Origin of the sequence: Marinobacter sp. SBS5 (assembly GCF_048285575.1) — a bacterium.
Lineage (GTDB): Bacteria > Pseudomonadota > Gammaproteobacteria > Pseudomonadales > Oleiphilaceae > Marinobacter.
The window spans coordinates 739965-757549 of sequence record NZ_JBLWAZ010000003.1 but is presented as its reverse complement, the minus strand read 5'-3'; the positions used below and the strand labels follow the sequence as shown (position 1 = coordinate 757549).

Genomic DNA, 17585 nt, shown 5'->3' with positions numbered 1-17585 from the left:
AAAGGCCGGATGAAGGTGTTTCATCCGGCCTTTTTGTTGCTGCTTCGAAAGCTTGGTCAAGCGGTGGCTTGCAGCGCTTCCTCAAAGATTCGGGTGGCTTCGTCAATTTGCTCCTGATTTACGATCAGGGGTGGCAGCCAGCGGACGATTTCCTGATACGGGCCACAGCGCAACATCAGCAGGCCGCGCTTTTCACACTCTTTGAGAATGTTACCGGCCCGTTCTCCATCCGGCGTATCGCCACGGCGCATTTCCACGCCCAGCATCAAGCCCATGCCCCGAATGTCCGCCATATCTGGATAATCTTTTTTCAGAGTTTCCAGATTGCTGCGTAGGCGTTTGCCCATCCGGTCTGCATTCTCGACGAGACCTTCTTCGCGGATCACGTCAATGGTGGCGATGGCGGCTGCCGCTGAAACCGCATTGCCGCCGTAGGTGCCGCCCTGAGAGCCGGGCCAGCCTTTCGCCATGGTTTCTTCTGATGCGGCCAATGCGGAGATAGGGAAGCCGCTGGCCAAGCCTTTAGCGATCAGGATGGCATCGGGGGTGACCCCGAAGTGATCGTGAGCCCAGAACTTACCGCTGCGGCCGAAGCCTGCTTGAACCTCATCAAACACCAGCATGATGCCGTGTTTGTCGCAACGTTCTCGTAATCCTTGCATGAACCGCGTGTTCGCCGGTACATAGCCGCCTTCACCCTGGACAGGCTCGATAAACATGGCAGCGGTTTCTTTGGGAGCCGAGTAGGTGACAAAAATTCGGTCCAGCTCTCGCAAACAGAAGTCCGTTGCTTCTTCTTCGCTCCAACCATAGTGAAACGCGTGTGGGAACGGGGCAACGACCACACCGCTCATCATCGGGCTGACACCGGCCCGCAAACCAACACTGGAGGTGGTTAATGAAAGAGACCCCATCGTACGGCCATGAAACCCGCCGTGGAATACGATGATGTTCGGGCGCTCCGTGGCTTGACGCACTAAGCGAATGGCACCTTCGACAGCCTCGGTACCGGCATTGGAGAAGAAAAAGGCATTCAGCGGATCGGGCGTGAGTTCGCCCAGCTTCTCCGCTAATTCAGGCAGCCTCGGGTTCATGACCGTAGTGGCTTGAGCATGAACCATGGTGGCTACTTGTTTCTGGGCAGCCTCCACCACTTTCGGGTGGCAGTGGCCGGTACTGGTTACCCCGATTCCGGAAGTGAAGTCCAGATATCGACGACCTTCCGGGTCAATAATGTAAGCACCTTCGCCTTTGGCGGCAGTGACACCTGTGGCTTGTTTCAGCAAAGGGGATAGCTTGCCCTTATGGTCGGTCATTGATTACCTCCCGGAATGAATTTGAAAACTCACTAGCAGCCTAGTCACGGGGTAAGCCGTTTACAAATGGCATCTCTGATTTCCTGTGTGTCCCGTTGTTCGGTACCTTTTTCGGCAAGATCGGCGGCCACAGCATCAAACAATTCTTTGCCGGCAGCCGTGAGTTTCGGGTCTTTTTGCCCCAGCCATTCCAGCATCCGAGCTGTGGTGAACAGCATGGCGGTGGGGTCTGCAATGCCTTTGCCTGCAATGTCGGGTGCGCTGCCGTGAGTTGGTTCGAACATCGATGGCATGTCGGGGTTTGTTGGGTTCAGGTTGCAGGAAGGGGCGACGCCCATACCGCCGGAAAGCACTGCGGCCAGATCGGTCAGAATGTCGCCCTGTAAATTACTGGCAACCACTACGTCGAACGCCCAAGGACACTGCACGAACTTCATGCAGGCTGCATCAACGAGTTCGTGATGAGTCGCGACATCGGGATAGTCTTTGCTGACTTCCTCAAAGACTTCCGTATACAAATCACCCCAATGTTTTAATGCGTTGCGCTTGGTGATTACACACACCTGACTTTCACAGGTGCGCCCATCCAATGTTTTGAAGGTTCTGACGCGCCCGTGTTCGGCGCGTTCAGACGCACGCTTTCTCGCTTGCTCGAAGCCGTATCGAATGATGCGTTCGGTGGCGTGGTGGGTGAACACTTCCATCTGGGTGGCGACTTCGTCCGTGGTCCCCTGTCGCAGGCGGCCCCCTTGGCTGACGTATTCGCCTTCACTGTTCTCCCGGATCACCAGCATGTCGATGTCTTTGGCTCGATCATCTTTCAGATACTGGCGTGCGCCGGGCAAGAGCCTGGCGGGGCGCTCGCAAACCCATTGATCAAAGCCTTTGCGCATTTCAAGAAGAGGCGAGAGCGAAACGCTGTCCGACAGCAAATAACGTTTAGGGTCGTTTATCGGGCCGGGGTCGCCAAGCGCGCCCAGCAAAATCGCATCGTAGGGTTTGAGTTGCGCTAAGGCGTCGGCCGGCCAACTTTCGGCGTGCTCTTCGTGCCAGGCGTGTGAAGGCCAGGGGAATCGTGTCCATTCCAGAGCCAGTTGGTGTTTTGTGCGCAGGGTTTCCAGACAGTGGATAGCAGCAGAAACAACTTCCGGGCCAATGCCATCGCCGGGGGTGACTGCAATGCGAGTGGTTTGGGCCATTCCCGAACCTCCTGGATGCGGTGTGGGGTAAGCGAATTCAACAACCCTAGTGTAGCCCTGAAGCGGATAGATGCCAGTTCGCTCCGGCAACGGAGAAAAGGGCTTGTTGTGCCGTATGATGGATGCTGGTTATAGTGATCGGCACATGGCTTAGGCTTCGATCAACTTCCCGAAAACAGGATCTCCAAGTGCTCTACCGGATTGTCACGCTTATAGGCGCGCTCGTATTTGTGGTTGCTCTGTTTGGCTTGATTTGGTTCTTCTGCAAGAAGTTCCTTGAGCATCATGGCGTGCAGGATCAGGTATCAGAACGGGCCACGGCACTGGCAACCTGGACCTTCGCCGGCATTGCCGTCGGCCTTGTGTTTGCCGTGGTGGGGGCGTTTGTTCTGGGGCCCTGGGCGTTCTACCGCACGCTCTTGGGCCACGGTGTGAACATATCCAGCGGGGCAGCTGTCTGGTGGGGTTTTGGCATTGTTGTGTTGTCGTTGGGCATCACGGCCGCGAGCTTTATGGGGTTCCTGATGCTGGTCGGGGCCTACTAACCCGCCGGCAGGTCGCGAAGCAACTCGCGGAACCACATCAGTGCTGGCTCTCTTTCGTAGGCTTTGTGCCAGTAAAGATGAACATCAATGGATGGCATGTCTGCGGGTGGGGCCATTACTTGTACCTCTGCGCGCTCGGCAATGATTTTGGCGTAAGTCTCAGGCATGGTCAGCAGTAGGTCCGAAGCTTCCACCACACGACAAGCTGCATAGTAGTGCTGGCAGCGTAGTCGGATATCACGTTGCGCACCCTGACGAGACAGAGCAAAGTCTTCCAGACCGGGGCCTTCGCTCCGAGACGATACCAGCACGTGCTTGGCGCTCAGGTAGGCGTCCATGGTCAGCCCCTTCCGAATTGCCGGGTGCTGCTTACGGGCCATCACCACAAATCTGTCTTGCCGCAGCAGTTCATGACTGGTCTGGTTGCTGACGGGCAGCAACACATCAATGGCAAAATCCAGCTTGCCGGCCGCCAATTGAGTTTCCATTTCTCGCCTTGCCACGCGTTGGCTGGAAATCTCCATGTCCGGGTAGGGCGCCAACCGGTTCATAAGTTTCGGCAGAAACGTGGACTCCAAAACGTCCCTCAACCCGAGGGCGTAGGTCTTGCGTTGGCTGGCGGGATCAAATGCGTGGAATTGATTCACGGCACTTTGAACTTGATTCAGCCCGGGCCGCATGGACTCCAGAAAACGCCGCGCCAGCGGGGTCGGCACCATTTGATTGCCTTGGCGGGTGAAGAGTGGGTCGTCGAAATGGTCCCGGAGCCGGGCAAGAGAGTGGCTCACCGCCGGCTGAGTCAGGTGCAAGGACTTGGCCGCGCGAGTCAGGCTGCCTTCCCGGTAAATCGTGTCGAACACGTGCAGCAAGTTAAGGTCGAGTCGATTCAGGGCCATAATGAGCGTCCACTTTGAGAATAAGTCAGACTAATGATAAACGATAAGAACAATTCAGTCGCGTAATAGCGTATTGCCTCCTAGACTGTTTGCCATCTGATCGAAAGTGCGCCCCGGAAAATGGGGCCGGTAAGCGCGAGGAGCTGCACCATGGATTTCAATATTTCCGAGAAAGGCCAAGATTACCTGAAGCGCGTGAAAGCGTTCATGCGTGATGAGATCTACCCGATTGAAGAGCAATACCATAAAGACCTGGCTGCCCAGGAAAACCGCTGGGTCGTCCTGCCGATCATCAAAGAATTGAAAGAAAAGGCCAAGGCTCAAGGCCTGTGGAACATGTTTTTCCCGGATGAAAAGCACGGTTGTGGTCTGCTGAACTCCGATTACGCCTTGATTGCCGAAGAAACCGGCCGCAGCTTCATTGCTCCGGAGATCTTCAACTGCAACGCGCCCGACACCGGCAATATGGAAGTGCTGATCCACTACGGCTCAGACGAACAGAAAGCGGAATGGCTACCCCGGCTGATGAGCGGTGAAGCCCGCTCGGCGTTTTTCATGACCGAGCCGGCCGTTGCCTCCTCTGACGCCACCAATATGGAAGCCTCTGCGGTTGTTGATGGCGACGAAGTGGTCCTGAACGGCCGCAAGTGGTGGAGCACCGGCGTTGGTCATCCCGACTGCAAAGTCGGTATCTTTATGGGCGTCACCGATCCCGACGCCCAAAAACACCGCCGCCATTCTATGGTGTTGGTGCCAATGGACACTCCGGGCATCACCATCGAGCGCATGCTGCCGGTTTTCGGTGCGTATGATGAGCCTTATGGTCACGGTCAGGTATTGTTCGAAAACGTCCGCTTGCCGAAGAGCGCCATCATTGCCGGCCCGGGCCGTGGATTCGAAATCGCCCAAGGTCGTTTAGGGCCGGGCCGTGTACACCACTGCATGCGTGCAATCGGCGCTGCTGAACGTACTCTGGAGTTGATGGTTAAACGTTCCATGAGCCGCGAGGCGTTCGGTCGTCCGCTGGCGAAACTCGGTGGCAACCCGGATGTGATCGCCAATGCCCGTATGAACATCGAGCAGGCGCGTTTGTTGACGCTGAAGTGTGCCTGGGCGCTGGATACCAAGGGCATCATGGGGGCGTTGCAGGAGGTTTCCATGATCAAGGCGGTGGTGCCTGCGATGTTGCAGCAGATTGTGGATGATGCGATTCAGATGCACGGTGGTGGTGGTGTCAGCGATGATGATTTCCCGCTGACAGCACTGTTTGCCTATGCTCGGGTTCTTCGGTTGGCGGATGGTCCTGATGAGGTCCATCGGGCGATGGTGGCCCGCCTTGAGCTTCGGAAGTATAAGTAAGTTCTAACTTGGGTGATTGGGGCATCCTAGCCTGAAGGTTGGGGTGCTGGGTGCCGGCGGGGTGATGCTTCTGAAAACCGCTCCTTCGGCACGTCCGTGTGACGCTTCTGCTTCGCCATCCATGGCTACGCACATTTTCAGAAGCATCACCCCGCCGTCCCCTATCGGACTTTTGTGGGATGCCAAGAAAACCCATGATGTTTCAGTGATGGCTTTTGAGCAGCTTACTGAAAAGTTTGGGAGTTGGTGCCGGATAGAGCTTTCCAAAAATGTCGTAGGCCATGGATGGCCGGAGAGAAGCGCACATGGATGTGCTCGTAGCGGTTTTTGGAAAGCTCTATCCGGCACCAGCTCTTACTCGAATGAAGATAACAAACTCCAAACTAAACGGAGAAAAATACGAATGACACAGCGAGTATTCATAACCGGCGGAGCTAGTGGCTTGGGCCGGGCGATTGCATTGCGGTACGCGAAAGAAGGTGCCAAGGTCTGCATTGGGGACATTAACCCGGAGCAGGGAATCGCGGTTGAGAAAGAACTGAACAATGCCGGTGGCGAAGGTTACTTCGTGGAGTGCGATGTTCGCCGCCTGAGCGATTTCGAGAAAGTCAGGGACGACCTGGTGGAAAGGTGGGGCGGTGTAGACGTTGTGGTCAACAACGCCGGCGTGGCCTCCGCAGGGGCTATTGAAGACACCACCATCGGTGACTGGGAATGGATCCTCGATATCAACGTACTGGGCGTAGTTCGCGGTTGTAAGGCCTTTACTCCCTTGTTTAAAGAACAAGGTTCCGGCGCGTTCGTTAACATCGCCTCCATGGCCGGACTCATGCTTGCGCCTTTGATGAACAGCTACAACGTCTCCAAAGCCGGCGTGATCGCACTGTCTGAAACCCTGAGCCAAGAACTTCGGGATTCCGGAATACACGTGAGTTGCGTATGCCCAGCGTTTTTCCAGACCAACCTGACAAACGGAATGCGCTCGGATATCCCAGGCATCCAGCAGAACGTGAACAAACTGATGAAGCGTTCCAGCATTACCGCAGAAGACGTTGCAGACGATATCTACCGCAGCGTGAAAGGCAAAGATTTCTGGGTGCTGCCCCACGTTAAAGAGCGCCGTATGTGGATGCTCAAGCGCCATGCGCCGAAAGCGTTTGACTGGTTGATGCACCAGGAAACCAAACGCTGGATGGGCAAGATGGGTAAAAAAAGCAACGCCTGAATGGCCGAGCTTGCTCGAGGATCACAGGAGAGAATGAATGACACAGATTGATCAGGCCGTAGACATCCGGGAAGGTGAAGAACTGGATGTCCAAGCGGTAGACCAGTTCATGAAACAGGCCATTTCCGGTTTGGAAGGCCAGCCAACCATCAAACAGTACCCGGGCGGCGCATCGAATCTGACCTATCAGGTGGACTACGGTGACCAGTCCTACGTACTGCGCCGGCCGCCGTTCGGGAAGATCGCCAAATCTGCCCACGACATGCTGCGGGAAGCACGGGTGATGGAGGCGCTGAAGCCGGTTTACCCGTACGTGCCGAACATTGTCGCCATCTGTGATGATCACAGCGTTCTGGGCTGCGACTTCTACGTGATGGAGCGGCTCAAAGGCATCATTCTGCGTCAGGATTTCCCCAGTGACCTGGAACTAAGTGAAGCAGACACCCGCAAACTGTGTTTGAACGTGATCGACAAGCTGGTTGACCTTCACACCGTTGATGCGAAAGCTGCAGGCTTGGACACGTTGGGTAAAGGTGCCGGTTATGTGCAGCGTCAGATTGGTGGCTGGAGCGATCGATTCCGCAAAGCGCGCACCGAAGACGTGGGTGATTTTGAAGCCGTGATGAGCTGGCTGAACGACAAGATGCCATACGATATTGCGCAAGTGGTTATCCACAACGATTACCGCTTTGATAACGTGGTGCTCAACCCCGACAACCCGTTCGAAGTGATCGGTGTGCTGGATTGGGAGATGGCCACTATTGGCGACCCACTGATGGATTTGGGCAATACATTGGCCTACTGGATTGAGGCCGATGACGAAGGGCCGTTCCAGATGCTGCGCCGTCAGCCCACCCATCAGCCGGGCATGCTGACCCGTAAGGAAGTGGTGGAGTACTACATGGAAAAATCCGGGTTCCGGGCTGATAACTTCGATTTCTATGAAATCTATGGTCTGTTCCGGTTGGCGGTTATTGTCCAGCAAATCTATTACCGCTTCTACAACGGCCAAACCAAAGACAAGCGCTTTGCCGCCTTTGGCCACGCTGCGAACTATCTCGAGAAGCGTTGTCTGCGCCTGATCAGTGAGAGCAGTCTGTAATGGCAACGATTTATTTGGTGCGCCACGGCCAAGCGAGTTTTGGGAAAGAAAATTACGACCAGCTTTCCAAACGCGGTTGGGAGCAGGGCAAGGTGCTCGGCCGTTGGCTGGCGGACAAAGTGGAGCTAGGGGCCATCTTCGGTGGCAACCTACAGCGCCATCGGGAGACCGTTGAAGCGCTGGCGACCGGCTATGGCACTGCCTTGCCGGATATGCAGGTGCTAGAAGGCCTGAACGAGTTTGACCACGTTGAAGTGGTCGAACGCCTGCGCCCGGAATGGGCGGATAAACAAACGATGGCGCGGGATCTGGCGAGCTTTCCAAAGCCGGCCCGGGCGTTTCAGATGGCTTTTGAAAAGGCCGTGAAACGCTGGGTCAGCGGTGACTACGATGACGAGTACGCTGAAACCTGGCAAGGCTTCAAACAACGGGTGAACCACGCACTGGATCAGCTGACCGAAATGGCCGATGGCGCGGATGTGGTTGTCTCCACCTCGGGTGGTCCTATTGCCGTGATTGCCCAAAACTTGCTGGAGCTGTCCGACCAAAAAACGCTGGAAGTAAACAGTGTGATTGCCAATACCAGCGTTTCCCGAATTCTTTACTCCGGCTCACGGCGCAGCCTGGCCGTATTCAATAACTATAGCCACCTAGAAGCGGAGAACCCCGCTCTGGTGACCTTCCGATAACACTGAGGAACAACTATGAGCAACGCGAACCTGTTTGATTTGACTGGCAAAGTCGCCCTGGTAACCGGCGCTAGCCGTGGCATCGGCGAAAGCATTGCCCGTACTTTGGCGACCTACGGTGCTCACGTGATTGTCAGTAGCCGTAAAGTGGATGACTGCGAAAAGGTTGCCAGCAGTATTCGCGACGCTGGCGGCAGTGCCGAAGCTGTGGCCTGTCATATTGGTGAAATGGACCAGATCGAAGCCACTTGGGAACACATCACCAAGACCCACGGCAAGCTGGATATTCTGGTGAACAACGCGGCGGCCAATCCCTACTTTGGCCCGGTTGAAGACACCGACCTTGGTGCCTTCCAGAAGACCGTTGACGTAAACATTCGCGGCTACTTCTTCATGTGCGCCCGCGGTGCCCAGTTGATGAAGAAAAACGGCGGTGGCTCCATCGTTAACGTAGCGTCTGTGAACGGTGTGAATCCAGGGCATTTCCAAGGCATTTACTCAGTAACCAAAGCAGCGGTCATCTCGATGACCAAATCCTTCGCGATGGAGCTGGGGCAGCAGAATGTGCGAGTTAACGCCTTGCTGCCCGGCCTGACGGACACCAAGTTCGCCAGCGCCCTGACCACCAACGAAGCCATCAAGAAACAAGCCATGGCTCACATTCCGATGAAGCGCGTGGCGGATCCGGACGAGATGGCCGGTACGGTGCTGTATCTGGTGTCGAACGCCTCCAGCTACACCACCGGCGCGTGCATCAACGCAGATGGTGGTTACCTGACTATCTAATCAGGCGAGGTATGATGACAAGGTCGGAAGGGTTAAAGCTCTTCCGGCCTTTTTGTTTTAGGGGAAACGAGCCGGGAAGTTCTGATGTCAAAATTTAACGTTAGCCGCGCGCGCCGGGGCAGTGCTTTTGTGGTGGCGTGGGCTGTGGGGTTTCCGCTGGTGATTTTTATCGCTCCGCTTGCAGGCAGGCGGATGCAACAATCCATCAGCTCTCCGGTGAGGACAGCTCCGGTCGATGGTTAGGGAGCCGTTATTGTATTGAGCGGTTGGCAGCCTTGGACTGCGACAAGGTGGTAGCCGTTGGTGGTTTGTAGTGCAGAGAATGCAGCACCTTATCCAGAACCGCTTGGCCATTCCATGCGGGATCGTTATTAACCATCCCTACAATCGCCCAGGTAGTGTTGTTTTCATCGCGGGTAAAACCGGCAATAGAGCGAACATCTTGCAGGTAGCCGGTTTTGATACGGCCTTCGCCTCTCAAACCGGTATTTCTGAGTCTGCGGGCCATGGTGCCGTCCATCGCAATGATTGGCATGGACGTCATTAAGTCTGAGGCGTAAGGGCTTTCCCAGGCGTGCTGCAGAATCAGGGCACCTTGCCGCGCAGAAAGGCGACCATGGCGGGTGAGGCCAGCGCCATTGTCGATCACCATACCGTTGGTGTTTATGCCTTTTTCCTCGAGCCATTCATAGATGGCTCGAATACCTGCTACGCGATCGTCACGTTCATCGTCTTTGTGCAGCTTTGAGCCAATGCTGAGCAGCATTTGCCGCGCCATCACGTTGCTGCTCCATTTATTGATGTCGCGCACCATGGTTACTAAGTCCGGTGACGTTGTGCGCATCACAAGGTGGGCATGCTCAGGCGTCTTTTCAAACCGGTTTACACCACGGATGGCAACGCCCAGCTCAGACAGCAAAGAGCGAATGGTGGATGCAGAGTAACGGTCATGGGGTAACAGTGACATATAGCTCGTCGCTCGGCACCCTTGGGGCAGTTCGCCTGTTACCTTTACGGTAACTTTCTGATCACCGTGAAACACCGGTTGCCACTTGAAGTTTTTCCGGGAAGGGCAGGGGCCTTCCGCCACAGCGGTTATCCGGTTATCAATGGTGACTTCGCTTAAATTTGGTGTCGTCCAGGCCTGAGTGCCGCGTTCGTCGGCTCTTACCTGCATGTGTAACAGGTTGAAGTTGGTTAGGTAGCCTGAAGGCTCCACCAGAAACGGCGCGTATGGGTTGTTGCCGTTGTCGTGAAAGACAGGAAGCCCGCCATCGATCCGGAAATGGCTACCATCCAGAACAAGGTCACCCGCGATTTGTCGGATACCCATATCCTTGAGCTCGCGGAGTGTGCTCCACAGACGTTCAAGGTTCAGCTTTGGGTCGCCGCCAAAGCGAACGTACAAGTCGCCTTCAAGCGTGTCCCCAACCATATCCCCATCGGTCAGAAAATCGGTGTTCCAGTGATGGGTGGGCCCCAGCAATTCCAAAGCCGCATAGGTGGTCACCAGCTTCATGATGGAGCCGGGGCTCATGAGTTGGTCAGCGTTTACATACTGTTCAATGCCCGGCCCGTTTAGGGGGACGGCGGCGACGCTTAGTGCTTCATCATTGTTCAGGGATTTTTCGGCATACGCGCGGATCTCTGACGTCCACAGGCGAGCGTTGGCGAAGTTGCTGCCCTCTTGCGCCATGATCGGTGTAGCCAGAGAACTGAGCACAGCCACCGCCGCAAGCAGGTTTTTTGGTGTGGATAGTATCCTTTGCAGGCGAATCCTAGCCTGTGAATGCAGCCGCTGCATACCTTGAACCCGTGAGTAGTGTTTTTTCTAACCATAGCTGATTCCATGTATTTCTACTATGCAGAAACATTACGTATGACGTTAAAAAATGACGTTATGTGTATTGTTTCTGAAGGTTTTTGTTGTGTTGGCTGGCAAGGTTTTGTGAATCAGTGGGTTACAGTGGAATTGGACGGTGGCCTCACGGGCCAATGGTTCCTGGGACAATTGTGTGACAATGGCAAAAATCTTCGTTTTCTATAGGAATACACCATGCTTCGAGCTCTCAAACATTCCGTTAACGTCTTGGAATCTGTTGCAACGTCTTCATTCTCAGCGTGGCGTGGGTGCTTAGTCGTGAAACCGGCTGTTCAGCCGGAGAAGTCCTTGGTTTTATACGACATCGAAGCCTGTCCCTACTGCCGAAAGGTGCGTGAAGTATTCACTGCCCTTCATTTGGATGTGGACATCCGGCCTTGTCCGAAAGGCGGCGAGGTGTTCCGGAGTGAGGCCGAGATGCTGGGCGGAAAGCAGCAATTTCCATTGCTGGTAGATCCGAATACAGACCAAGTGATGTACGAGTCAGAACAGATTATCGAGTACCTATTTAGTCAGTACGGTGGCCGTTCAGTGCCCGGCTACTATGAGGCAAAAGCGGGGCAGTTCTTTTGGGGGGCGGCTGCTTCAGCGAGCAGTGAGCTGAGAGGTATGCGCGTTGAGCGTGCCAAGCGTCCGGAGCAGGGCCTGCACCTGTGGAGTTTCGAAGGTAGTCCGTTTTCGCGACTGGTTCGTGAAAAGCTGTGTGAGTTCGAGCTTCCGTATACCCTGCACAATCTGGGCAAAGAACACTGGACAGAATTCGGCCCTGCATTCCAGCGCATCAAACCGGGCCCATACAAGCCGCAGCCCGGTGGTAAGCGCGACGCTTTTTTCCAAGAACACGGTCGGGTTCAGGTGCCGTATCTGGAAGATCCGAACACCGGAGTGAAATTGTTCGAGTCTAAGCAGATCGTCGATTATTTAGAAAAAGAATACGCCCTGTAAGCCCCTAGATTAAGCTGGCTGCGGGGTAGTATTTCCGCCCCGAGCCGGTATGATCTTCGCCGGTTATTTCAGCTGCTTTCGGAGAATGTGATGTATACAGGTCGATGCTTGTGTGGCGATGTGCGGTTCGAGTATGAAGGCGCCCTTGGCCCGATATCCTTGTGCCATTGCAGTCAATGCCGGAGGGCCCATGGCAGTGCTTTCTCGGCCAGTGCGCCGGTACAAAAAGTACGTTTTCGGTATGTGGCCGGCGAGGAGCAGGTTACAGAGTATGAATCCCGGCCGGGCAAATATCGTGCTTTCTGTAGCCGTTGCGGCAGTCACCTTTACAGCAGGCTGGATGCCATTTCGGGGATTCTTCGTCTGAGGATCGGTGTGATCAACGAACCGATTGCGGCCAAGCCGGCTCGGCATATCTATGTCGGCTCAAAAGCAGAGTGGTTCGATATTACTGACGAGCTGCCCCAGTACGAAAAAACGGAACGCACGAACGATCCGTTCTGACCGTGGTGCCCTCTAAAGATCCTCTTGTGCCTAGAAATGATATTGATTATCATTTGGCTCGTAAGCTGGAGATTAATTAAGGGGGCTATATGCAGCAAGAAGCGTTAGAAGGTATCAAGCTGGCCGCGTGCGCTGTGGCGTTGGCCGTGTTCGCCGTTGCTGTTATGGCGTTCCTCTAATTTGTTTTTCGAGCGTTTCGCTGTAACCAACGGTCCAGTTGGTTGGCAAACTCCTTACGGTCTGTTTGGCCGAACGGTGCCGGGCCACCGGTGACTTGTCCCGCACTTCGCATTTCTTCCATAAAATTCCGCATTGCCAAGCGCTGGCGAATGTTCTCTTTTGTAAATGCCTGCCCACGGGGATTAAATACGGTTGCTCCTTTTTCGATGGCTTCTGCAGCCAGGGGGATGTCTTGCGTGATGACCAAATCCCCTTTTGTCATCTGATCCATAATCTCATTATCGGCAACATCGAAGCCTTGAGGCACCTGACGGCGGCTGATGAACGGGCTTGGCGGCAAAGTAATGGCGTGGTTGGCGATGAAGGTGGTCTGTACCTTCCAGCGAGTGGCTGCACGACAGATGATTTCCTTGACGGGTACGGGGCAAGCATCGGCATCGACCCAGATAGGCATGTCAGTGTCCTTTCGTTCATTGGCTAAAGTGGCAGTTTACCTGTTCTTGCAGCGGCTGTGAGAACAACTTTGGGCGTAGTGTTATAATGCAGATCTCATTCAATTAACAGGAAATGATAATGTCGCAATTGCCACCGTGCCCCAAGTGTAACTCTGAGTTTACCTATGAAGACGGCGTTCAGCTGGTTTGCCCAGAGTGCGCTCACGAATGGACTGAAGCGGAGCAAGCGGAAGCTGAAGCCGGAAAGGTGATTCGGGATGCCAACGGTAATGAGCTTCAGGATGGTGATACCGTTACAGTGATCAAAGACCTGAAAGTGAAAGGTTCCAGCTCCATTGTGAAGGTGGGCACCAAGGTGAAAAACATCCGTCTGGTTGATGGCGATCACGATATCGACTGCAAGATTGACGGCATCGGCCCCATGAAGTTGAAATCCGAGTTCGTTAAGAAAGCCTGATAGCCCCCCATTTGATCTATTGCCCCCCATCGTCTAAATATTAAACAGAGTGTCAGCTGGCACTCTGTTTAATCCCGCAGCGTGCAACCTACGCTAACAATAAGACGAACACCCCAACGCTGGTTATGCCCGCCACAAGCAGGTAATACCTCAGCTAGGCTTATATCGCACAGCCGGGGGCAGGAGGATGGGATGAGAGAAATCCATGAGTTTCATGTGGATAGCACCTGCTATCTGGATGATGGCGGCAAACCGCTGGGTGAATTGCCGCGCCAAGCCGAGAACACCGACCGGGTTCTGGCCGCCTACCGCAATATGGTCCTCGCTCGTACCTTAGATTCCAAAGCCATCGCACTCCAACGCACCGGGAAATGTGGTACTTACCCGTCTGTATTGGGTCACGAAGTGGTCGGCACGGCCATTGGCCAGAGCATGGCCAAAACCGATGTTTTTGTTCCTTATTATCGCGATCAGGCCGCTCATATTCTTCGAGGCGTATCATTGACGGAGTTGCTGCTGTATTGGGGTGGTGATGAGCGAGGTTGTGCGTGGCAACATTGCCCCGAAGACCTGCCAATCGCCGTCCCCATCGCCACCCAGTGCGGTCATGCGGTAGGGGTCGCATCGGCGTTCCGGATTCGAGGTGAGGAAAGGGCCGTTGTTTGCTGCATAGGTGATGGCGGTACCTCAAAAGGCGACTTTATGGAAAGCCTGAACCTTGCAGGTGCTTGGCATTTACCAGTGGTGTTCGTGGTCATCAATAACCAATGGGCCATCTCCACCCCTCGTAGCCTGCAAAGTGCTGCAGAAACCATTGCTCAGAAAGCGATCGGTGCTGGTTTGCCCGGCCACGTTGTCGACGGTAACGATTATTTCGCCTGCGCCGAAGCCCTGGACCATGCGCTCAAGCGCGCCCACGACGGCAAAGGAGCAACGGTCATTGAAGCGGTAACATACCGGCTTGGAGACCATACCACCGCCGATGACGCTACCCGCTACCGCTCCGCTGAAGAACTCAAACAGGCCTGGGAAAAGGACGGGGTAAAGCGCCTGCAAAACTGGCTGTACAATAACGACCTCTGGAGCCCTGAGCAGGAAAAGACCTTGCAAGCGGACGCCAAGAAGACGGTCGATGAGGCCGTAGAAGTCTATTTGGCGACAGAGGCGGAACCACCCACCGCCATGCTCGACTATCTGTTTGAAACCCTCCCCGCTGTGCTGCAGGGACAGCGCGATCAGATCGCCAAAAAGTATCGTGGAGGTCCGGCATGAGTCAGTCAGATGTTTGTGATGTGACTTTGGTAGAAGCGGTCAACATGGCCCTGCACTGGGAGATGGCGCAAGACGACAACGTGGTGGTGTTGGGCGAAGACATTGCGACTAATGGTGGGGTATTTCGAGCAACCTTGGGCCTGAAAGACGCCTTCGGGTTCAAGCGGGTGATGGACACGCCGTTGGCGGAAAATCTGATTGCCGGCACCGCGATCGGCATGTCGACCCAAGGCTTGAAACCGGTAGCGGAATTTCAGTTTATGGGGTTTATTTATCCCGCGATGGAGCAGATTGTTTGTCACGCATCGCGGATGCGCAATCGCACACGAGGCCGCTTGCATTGTCCACTGGTGTTCCGCGCCCCGTTTGGCGGTGGAATTCATGCGCCGGAGCATCATTCCGAAAGTACCGAAGCTTTGTTTGCTCATATCCCGGGAGTAAGGGTGGTCATTCCCAGCTCCCCGCAACGCGCCTACGGCCTGCTGTTAGCGGCAATTCGCAATCCGGATCCGGTTATCTTCCTTGAGCCGAAACGAATCTATCGAGCCGTTACTCAAAGCGTTGAAAACAATGGCGAGGCGCTGCCTCTGGACACCTGTTTTACCTTACGCGAAGGCGACGACGTTACCCTGATTACCTGGGGCGCTTGCGTCATGGAAACTCTGAAAGCGGCGGATACATTGGCAGAACAAGGCGTGGGGTGTGAGGTGATTGACGTGGCCACTGTTAGCCCACTGGACCGGGAGACCTTACTTTGCTCCGTTGCGAAAACGGGTAGGGCGGTGATCGTCCATGAAGCTTGCCGCAATGGCGGAGTTGGTGCCGAGATTGCTGCGTCCATTGCTGAATCAGCATTTCTGGATTTACAGGCCCCGGTAATCAGAGTGACAGGGTATGACACGGTGATGCCGTACTACCGGAATGAGCAGAGCTATCTGCCGCAAGTAGGCGACATCGTACACGCCGTGGAGCAGGTTATTGGGTTGTAGGAGGCACAATAATGAAAAATTTCAGACTCCCAGATCTGGGTGAAGGCCTACCGGAAGCCGAAATCGTTGAATGGCATGTGAAGGTGGGCGATACCGTAGAAGTAGATCAGGTGTTGGTCAGCGTAGAAACCGCCAAAGCCATTGTCGAAGTGCCTTCGCCGCAAGCAGGCGTGATTGCCAAACTCTATGGTGAAGCGGGCGATATCATTCACACCGGTGAGCCCTTGCTGGCTTATGAAGGCGAGGATGAAGATTCCGGAACTGTTGTGGGTAAGCTTGAATCGTCTGGAAAGGGGGAGGGTAAAGCCGTCCAGCAAGATACCTTCATTGTCGGTGCGGCCGCGTCCAGTAAGCGGGCGCGATCGAACCGTGCAACCCCGGGGGTTCGGGCGCTGGCTCAGCAGCTTGGGGTTAACCTAGAAAGCATCAAAGGCAGCGGCCCCGGCGGTTTGATCACGAACGATGACGTATACAAGCAAGCCAGCCACCAGAAACAGTTGGGGGATGCGGAGGCGTTGCGAGGCACTCGACGCACCATGGCGAAGAACATGACGCTCTCACACGCTCAGGTTGTGCCCGTGTCTATTTTTGAGGATGTGGATGTGGGGGGCTGGAAAAAAGGGACTGACACCACCATGAGGCTGGTTCAGGCCATTGGCAAAGCTTGTGCTGCCGTTCCAGAACTTAATTGTTGGTTTGATGGCGATAACCTCAGTCGTCAATTGCTCGACGAAGTTCACGTGGGGATTGCTGTCGATACGCCAGAGGGCTTGTTTGTGCCGGTGCTCAGGGATATTACGCACCGAAGCTTAGAAGATTTGAGGCAAGGGTTGGAAAACCTAAGAGAGTCGGTTGCCTCGCGCAAAATTCCTCCACAGGAAATGCAGGGCGCGACCATCACTTTGTCCAATTTTGGCACCATGACGGGACAATACGCCAACCCCATTGTGAGCCCACCACAGGTGGCGATTGTCGGAGCTGGCCGTATGCGGGACAAGGTTGTTCCCTATGAGGGGGCTGCGACTATTCGTCGCATTTTACCCTTGTCGCTGACCTTCGATCACCGGGCTGCCACGGGCGGGGAAGCCTCGCGGTTCTTGGGTGCGTTAATCGCTGCATTGAAAAAAGCGAGTTGAGAATCCGGCGGATTGAGTCCCGCGGATTGCTTGAGCGTCTTGCCAAATGATCGTGTGGCAACAACACTAGGGGCCACAAAGACAGACACCCCTGACTGCGCGAGACACTATGAATCAACGGAAGACCCTGACAACCGCTTTTTTGCTGTCCTGCTCCACTCTGGTTACCCCAGTGTTAGCGGCAGATCATCAACACCATAACGACCACCATGCAACCGGTGCCGTTCACATCCACAATGCCTGGAGTCGGCCTACACCGCCGGGCGCTCCCATGGGAGTGGGCTATCTGACCATCACCAATAACGGAGCCGAAGAGGTGTCGCTGGTAGCGGTCGAAAGCCCGCGAGCTTCTCATGTCTCGATCCACGAAACCTCGATGCATGAAGGGATGATGCGGATGCAGCCGCTAGACGGTGGTTTGGCGATTCCGGCAGGAAGTACGGTGGAGCTGAAGCCCCGCAGTTATCACCTGATGCTGGAACAGCTCACGAAGCCTCTGATGGAAGGCGAGATGATTCCGGTCCGGCTGGATTTTGACGGTGCCGAAGACATCACGATCCAGCTGGTCGTTCAATCGCTGGATGGCATGGACCACTCGCATCACATGGGCCATTCAACAATGGATCATTGAAGCGCGGAGGATTCCCT

Annotated in this window: 19 protein-coding genes; 14 read left to right on the top strand and 5 right to left on the bottom strand. The window is 55.0% G+C overall.

Annotation, left to right across the window (positions count from 1 at the left end):
- Positions 1 to 56: 56 nt before the first annotated feature.
- Together ACNQ6O_RS10540 and ACNQ6O_RS10535 are read right to left on the bottom strand one after the other, a co-directional pair.
- Positions 57 to 1316 carry an aspartate aminotransferase family protein gene (locus ACNQ6O_RS10540; protein WP_418053170.1) on the bottom strand — a complete coding sequence of 420 codons (1260 nt, stop codon included), beginning with the start codon at positions 1314 to 1316 and terminating at the stop codon, positions 57 to 59.
- A 44-nt stretch (positions 1317 to 1360) separates the two neighbouring features.
- Positions 1361 to 2515, bottom strand: coding sequence for an isocitrate/isopropylmalate dehydrogenase family protein (locus ACNQ6O_RS10535; RefSeq protein WP_418053169.1), 1155 nt, complete (start codon positions 2513 to 2515; stop codon positions 1361 to 1363).
- Between the two features lie 188 nt (positions 2516 to 2703).
- Between ACNQ6O_RS10535 and ACNQ6O_RS10530 the strand changes: the two genes are divergently transcribed.
- Positions 2704 to 3060: a hypothetical protein gene (locus ACNQ6O_RS10530; protein ID WP_418053168.1), complete on the top strand. Its 357-nt coding sequence runs from the start codon at positions 2704 to 2706 to the stop codon at positions 3058 to 3060.
- On the opposite strand, the gene ACNQ6O_RS10525 is transcribed toward ACNQ6O_RS10530, so the two are convergent.
- Entirely contained in the window at positions 3057 to 3956 is a 900-nt protein-coding gene (locus ACNQ6O_RS10525; RefSeq protein ID WP_418053167.1) for a LysR family transcriptional regulator, read from the bottom strand. The two genes, ACNQ6O_RS10530 and ACNQ6O_RS10525, sit on opposite strands and share 4 nt — an antisense overlap.
- A gap of 150 nt (positions 3957 to 4106) precedes the next feature.
- On the opposite strand from ACNQ6O_RS10525, the gene ACNQ6O_RS10520 reads away from it, so the two are divergent.
- The 6 genes from ACNQ6O_RS10520 to ACNQ6O_RS10495 all read left to right on the top strand — a co-directional run bounded on the left by ACNQ6O_RS10520 (position 4107) and on the right by ACNQ6O_RS10495 (position 9360).
- Complete coding sequence (locus ACNQ6O_RS10520; RefSeq protein ID WP_418053166.1) at positions 4107 to 5315, top strand: acyl-CoA dehydrogenase family protein; 1209 nt, start codon at positions 4107 to 4109, stop codon at positions 5313 to 5315.
- 403 nt (positions 5316 to 5718) lie between these two features.
- Entirely contained in the window at positions 5719 to 6540 is an 822-nt protein-coding gene (locus tag ACNQ6O_RS10515) for an SDR family oxidoreductase (RefSeq protein WP_418053165.1), read from the top strand.
- A 37-nt stretch (positions 6541 to 6577) separates the two neighbouring features.
- The gene (locus ACNQ6O_RS10510) at positions 6578 to 7642 is read left to right on the top strand and encodes a phosphotransferase family protein (protein WP_418053164.1); all 1065 of its coding nucleotides are present in this window, start codon (positions 6578 to 6580) and stop codon (positions 7640 to 7642) included.
- Positions 7642 to 8331: a histidine phosphatase family protein gene (locus ACNQ6O_RS10505; protein ID WP_418053163.1), complete on the top strand. Its 690-nt coding sequence runs from the start codon at positions 7642 to 7644 to the stop codon at positions 8329 to 8331. Before ACNQ6O_RS10510 ends, ACNQ6O_RS10505 begins: the two co-directional genes overlap by 1 nt.
- A gap of 15 nt (positions 8332 to 8346) precedes the next feature.
- Positions 8347 to 9117: an SDR family oxidoreductase gene (locus tag ACNQ6O_RS10500; RefSeq protein ID WP_418053162.1), complete on the top strand. Its 771-nt coding sequence runs from the start codon at positions 8347 to 8349 to the stop codon at positions 9115 to 9117.
- 84 nt (positions 9118 to 9201) lie between these two features.
- Positions 9202 to 9360 (top strand): DUF2798 domain-containing protein, encoded by a 159-nt coding sequence (locus ACNQ6O_RS10495; protein WP_418053161.1) that lies wholly within the window; start codon positions 9202 to 9204, stop codon positions 9358 to 9360.
- A 7-nt stretch (positions 9361 to 9367) separates the two neighbouring features.
- On the opposite strand, the gene dacB is transcribed toward ACNQ6O_RS10495, so the two are convergent.
- Positions 9368 to 10813 (bottom strand): D-alanyl-D-alanine carboxypeptidase/D-alanyl-D-alanine-endopeptidase, encoded by a 1446-nt coding sequence (dacB, locus tag ACNQ6O_RS10490; protein WP_418053380.1) that lies wholly within the window; start codon positions 10811 to 10813, stop codon positions 9368 to 9370.
- A gap of 360 nt (positions 10814 to 11173) precedes the next feature.
- On the opposite strand from dacB, the gene ACNQ6O_RS10485 reads away from it, so the two are divergent.
- Positions 11174 to 11944 carry a glutathione S-transferase N-terminal domain-containing protein gene (locus ACNQ6O_RS10485; protein WP_418053160.1) on the top strand — a complete coding sequence of 257 codons (771 nt, stop codon included), beginning with the start codon at positions 11174 to 11176 and terminating at the stop codon, positions 11942 to 11944.
- A gap of 90 nt (positions 11945 to 12034) precedes the next feature.
- Complete coding sequence (locus ACNQ6O_RS10480; protein WP_114333085.1) at positions 12035 to 12448, top strand: GFA family protein; 414 nt, start codon at positions 12035 to 12037, stop codon at positions 12446 to 12448.
- A 175-nt stretch (positions 12449 to 12623) separates the two neighbouring features.
- On the opposite strand, the gene ACNQ6O_RS10475 is transcribed toward ACNQ6O_RS10480, so the two are convergent.
- Positions 12624 to 13082, bottom strand: a complete 459-nt coding sequence (locus ACNQ6O_RS10475; RefSeq protein ID WP_418053159.1) for a YaiI/YqxD family protein — start codon at positions 13080 to 13082, stop codon at positions 12624 to 12626.
- A gap of 119 nt (positions 13083 to 13201) precedes the next feature.
- Here ACNQ6O_RS10475 and ACNQ6O_RS10470 point away from each other — a divergent pair, with 119 nt between their 5' ends.
- The 5 genes from ACNQ6O_RS10470 (at position 13202) to ACNQ6O_RS10450 (ending at position 17568) form a co-directional block, all read left to right on the top strand.
- A complete protein-coding gene (locus ACNQ6O_RS10470) occupies positions 13202 to 13540 on the top strand; it encodes a zinc ribbon domain-containing protein YjdM (protein ID WP_418053158.1) in 339 nt (112 codons plus the stop codon).
- Positions 13541 to 13732: 192 nt separating this feature from the next.
- Positions 13733 to 14812 (top strand): pyruvate dehydrogenase (acetyl-transferring) E1 component subunit alpha, encoded by a 1080-nt coding sequence (pdhA, locus tag ACNQ6O_RS10465; RefSeq protein WP_418053157.1) that lies wholly within the window; start codon positions 13733 to 13735, stop codon positions 14810 to 14812.
- Positions 14809 to 15801: an alpha-ketoacid dehydrogenase subunit beta gene (locus ACNQ6O_RS10460; RefSeq protein WP_418053156.1), complete on the top strand. Its 993-nt coding sequence runs from the start codon at positions 14809 to 14811 to the stop codon at positions 15799 to 15801. Before pdhA ends, ACNQ6O_RS10460 begins: the two co-directional genes overlap by 4 nt.
- A gap of 11 nt (positions 15802 to 15812) precedes the next feature.
- The gene (locus ACNQ6O_RS10455) at positions 15813 to 16937 is read left to right on the top strand and encodes a dihydrolipoamide acetyltransferase family protein (RefSeq protein ID WP_418053155.1); all 1125 of its coding nucleotides are present in this window, start codon (positions 15813 to 15815) and stop codon (positions 16935 to 16937) included.
- A gap of 109 nt (positions 16938 to 17046) precedes the next feature.
- A complete protein-coding gene (locus ACNQ6O_RS10450) occupies positions 17047 to 17568 on the top strand; it encodes a copper chaperone PCu(A)C (protein WP_418053154.1) in 522 nt (173 codons plus the stop codon).
- Positions 17569 to 17585 lie beyond the last annotated feature (17 nt).

Bases quoted from the DNA above. Each gene is read 5' to 3' on its own strand.
- ACNQ6O_RS10540 (WP_418053170.1), bottom strand. From the start codon at position 1,316: ATGACCGACCATAAGGGCAAGCTATCCCCTTTGCTGAAACAAGCCACA.
- ACNQ6O_RS10535 (WP_418053169.1), bottom strand. From the start codon at position 2,515: ATGGCCCAAACCACTCGCATTGCAGTCACCCCCGGCGATGGCATTGGC.
- ACNQ6O_RS10525 (WP_418053167.1), bottom strand. From the start codon at position 3,956: ATGGCCCTGAATCGACTCGACCTTAACTTGCTGCACGTGTTCGACACG.
- ACNQ6O_RS10520 (WP_418053166.1), top strand. From the start codon at position 4,107: ATGGATTTCAATATTTCCGAGAAAGGCCAAGATTACCTGAAGCGCGTG.
- ACNQ6O_RS10515 (WP_418053165.1), top strand. From the start codon at position 5,719: ATGACACAGCGAGTATTCATAACCGGCGGAGCTAGTGGCTTGGGCCGG.
- ACNQ6O_RS10510 (WP_418053164.1), top strand. From the start codon at position 6,578: ATGACACAGATTGATCAGGCCGTAGACATCCGGGAAGGTGAAGAACTG.
- ACNQ6O_RS10505 (WP_418053163.1), top strand. From the start codon at position 7,642: ATGGCAACGATTTATTTGGTGCGCCACGGCCAAGCGAGTTTTGGGAAA.
- ACNQ6O_RS10500 (WP_418053162.1), top strand. From the start codon at position 8,347: ATGAGCAACGCGAACCTGTTTGATTTGACTGGCAAAGTCGCCCTGGTA.
- ACNQ6O_RS10495 (WP_418053161.1), top strand. From the start codon at position 9,202: ATGTCAAAATTTAACGTTAGCCGCGCGCGCCGGGGCAGTGCTTTTGTG.
- dacB (WP_418053380.1), bottom strand. From the start codon at position 10,813: ATGGCGCAAGAGGGCAGCAACTTCGCCAACGCTCGCCTGTGGACGTCA.
- ACNQ6O_RS10485 (WP_418053160.1), top strand. From the start codon at position 11,174: ATGCTTCGAGCTCTCAAACATTCCGTTAACGTCTTGGAATCTGTTGCA.
- ACNQ6O_RS10480 (WP_114333085.1), top strand. From the start codon at position 12,035: ATGTATACAGGTCGATGCTTGTGTGGCGATGTGCGGTTCGAGTATGAA.
- ACNQ6O_RS10475 (WP_418053159.1), bottom strand. From the start codon at position 13,082: ATGCCTATCTGGGTCGATGCCGATGCTTGCCCCGTACCCGTCAAGGAA.
- ACNQ6O_RS10470 (WP_418053158.1), top strand. From the start codon at position 13,202: ATGTCGCAATTGCCACCGTGCCCCAAGTGTAACTCTGAGTTTACCTAT.
- pdhA (WP_418053157.1), top strand. From the start codon at position 13,733: ATGAGAGAAATCCATGAGTTTCATGTGGATAGCACCTGCTATCTGGAT.
- ACNQ6O_RS10460 (WP_418053156.1), top strand. From the start codon at position 14,809: ATGAGTCAGTCAGATGTTTGTGATGTGACTTTGGTAGAAGCGGTCAAC.
- ACNQ6O_RS10455 (WP_418053155.1), top strand. From the start codon at position 15,813: ATGAAAAATTTCAGACTCCCAGATCTGGGTGAAGGCCTACCGGAAGCC.
- ACNQ6O_RS10450 (WP_418053154.1), top strand. From the start codon at position 17,047: ATGAATCAACGGAAGACCCTGACAACCGCTTTTTTGCTGTCCTGCTCC.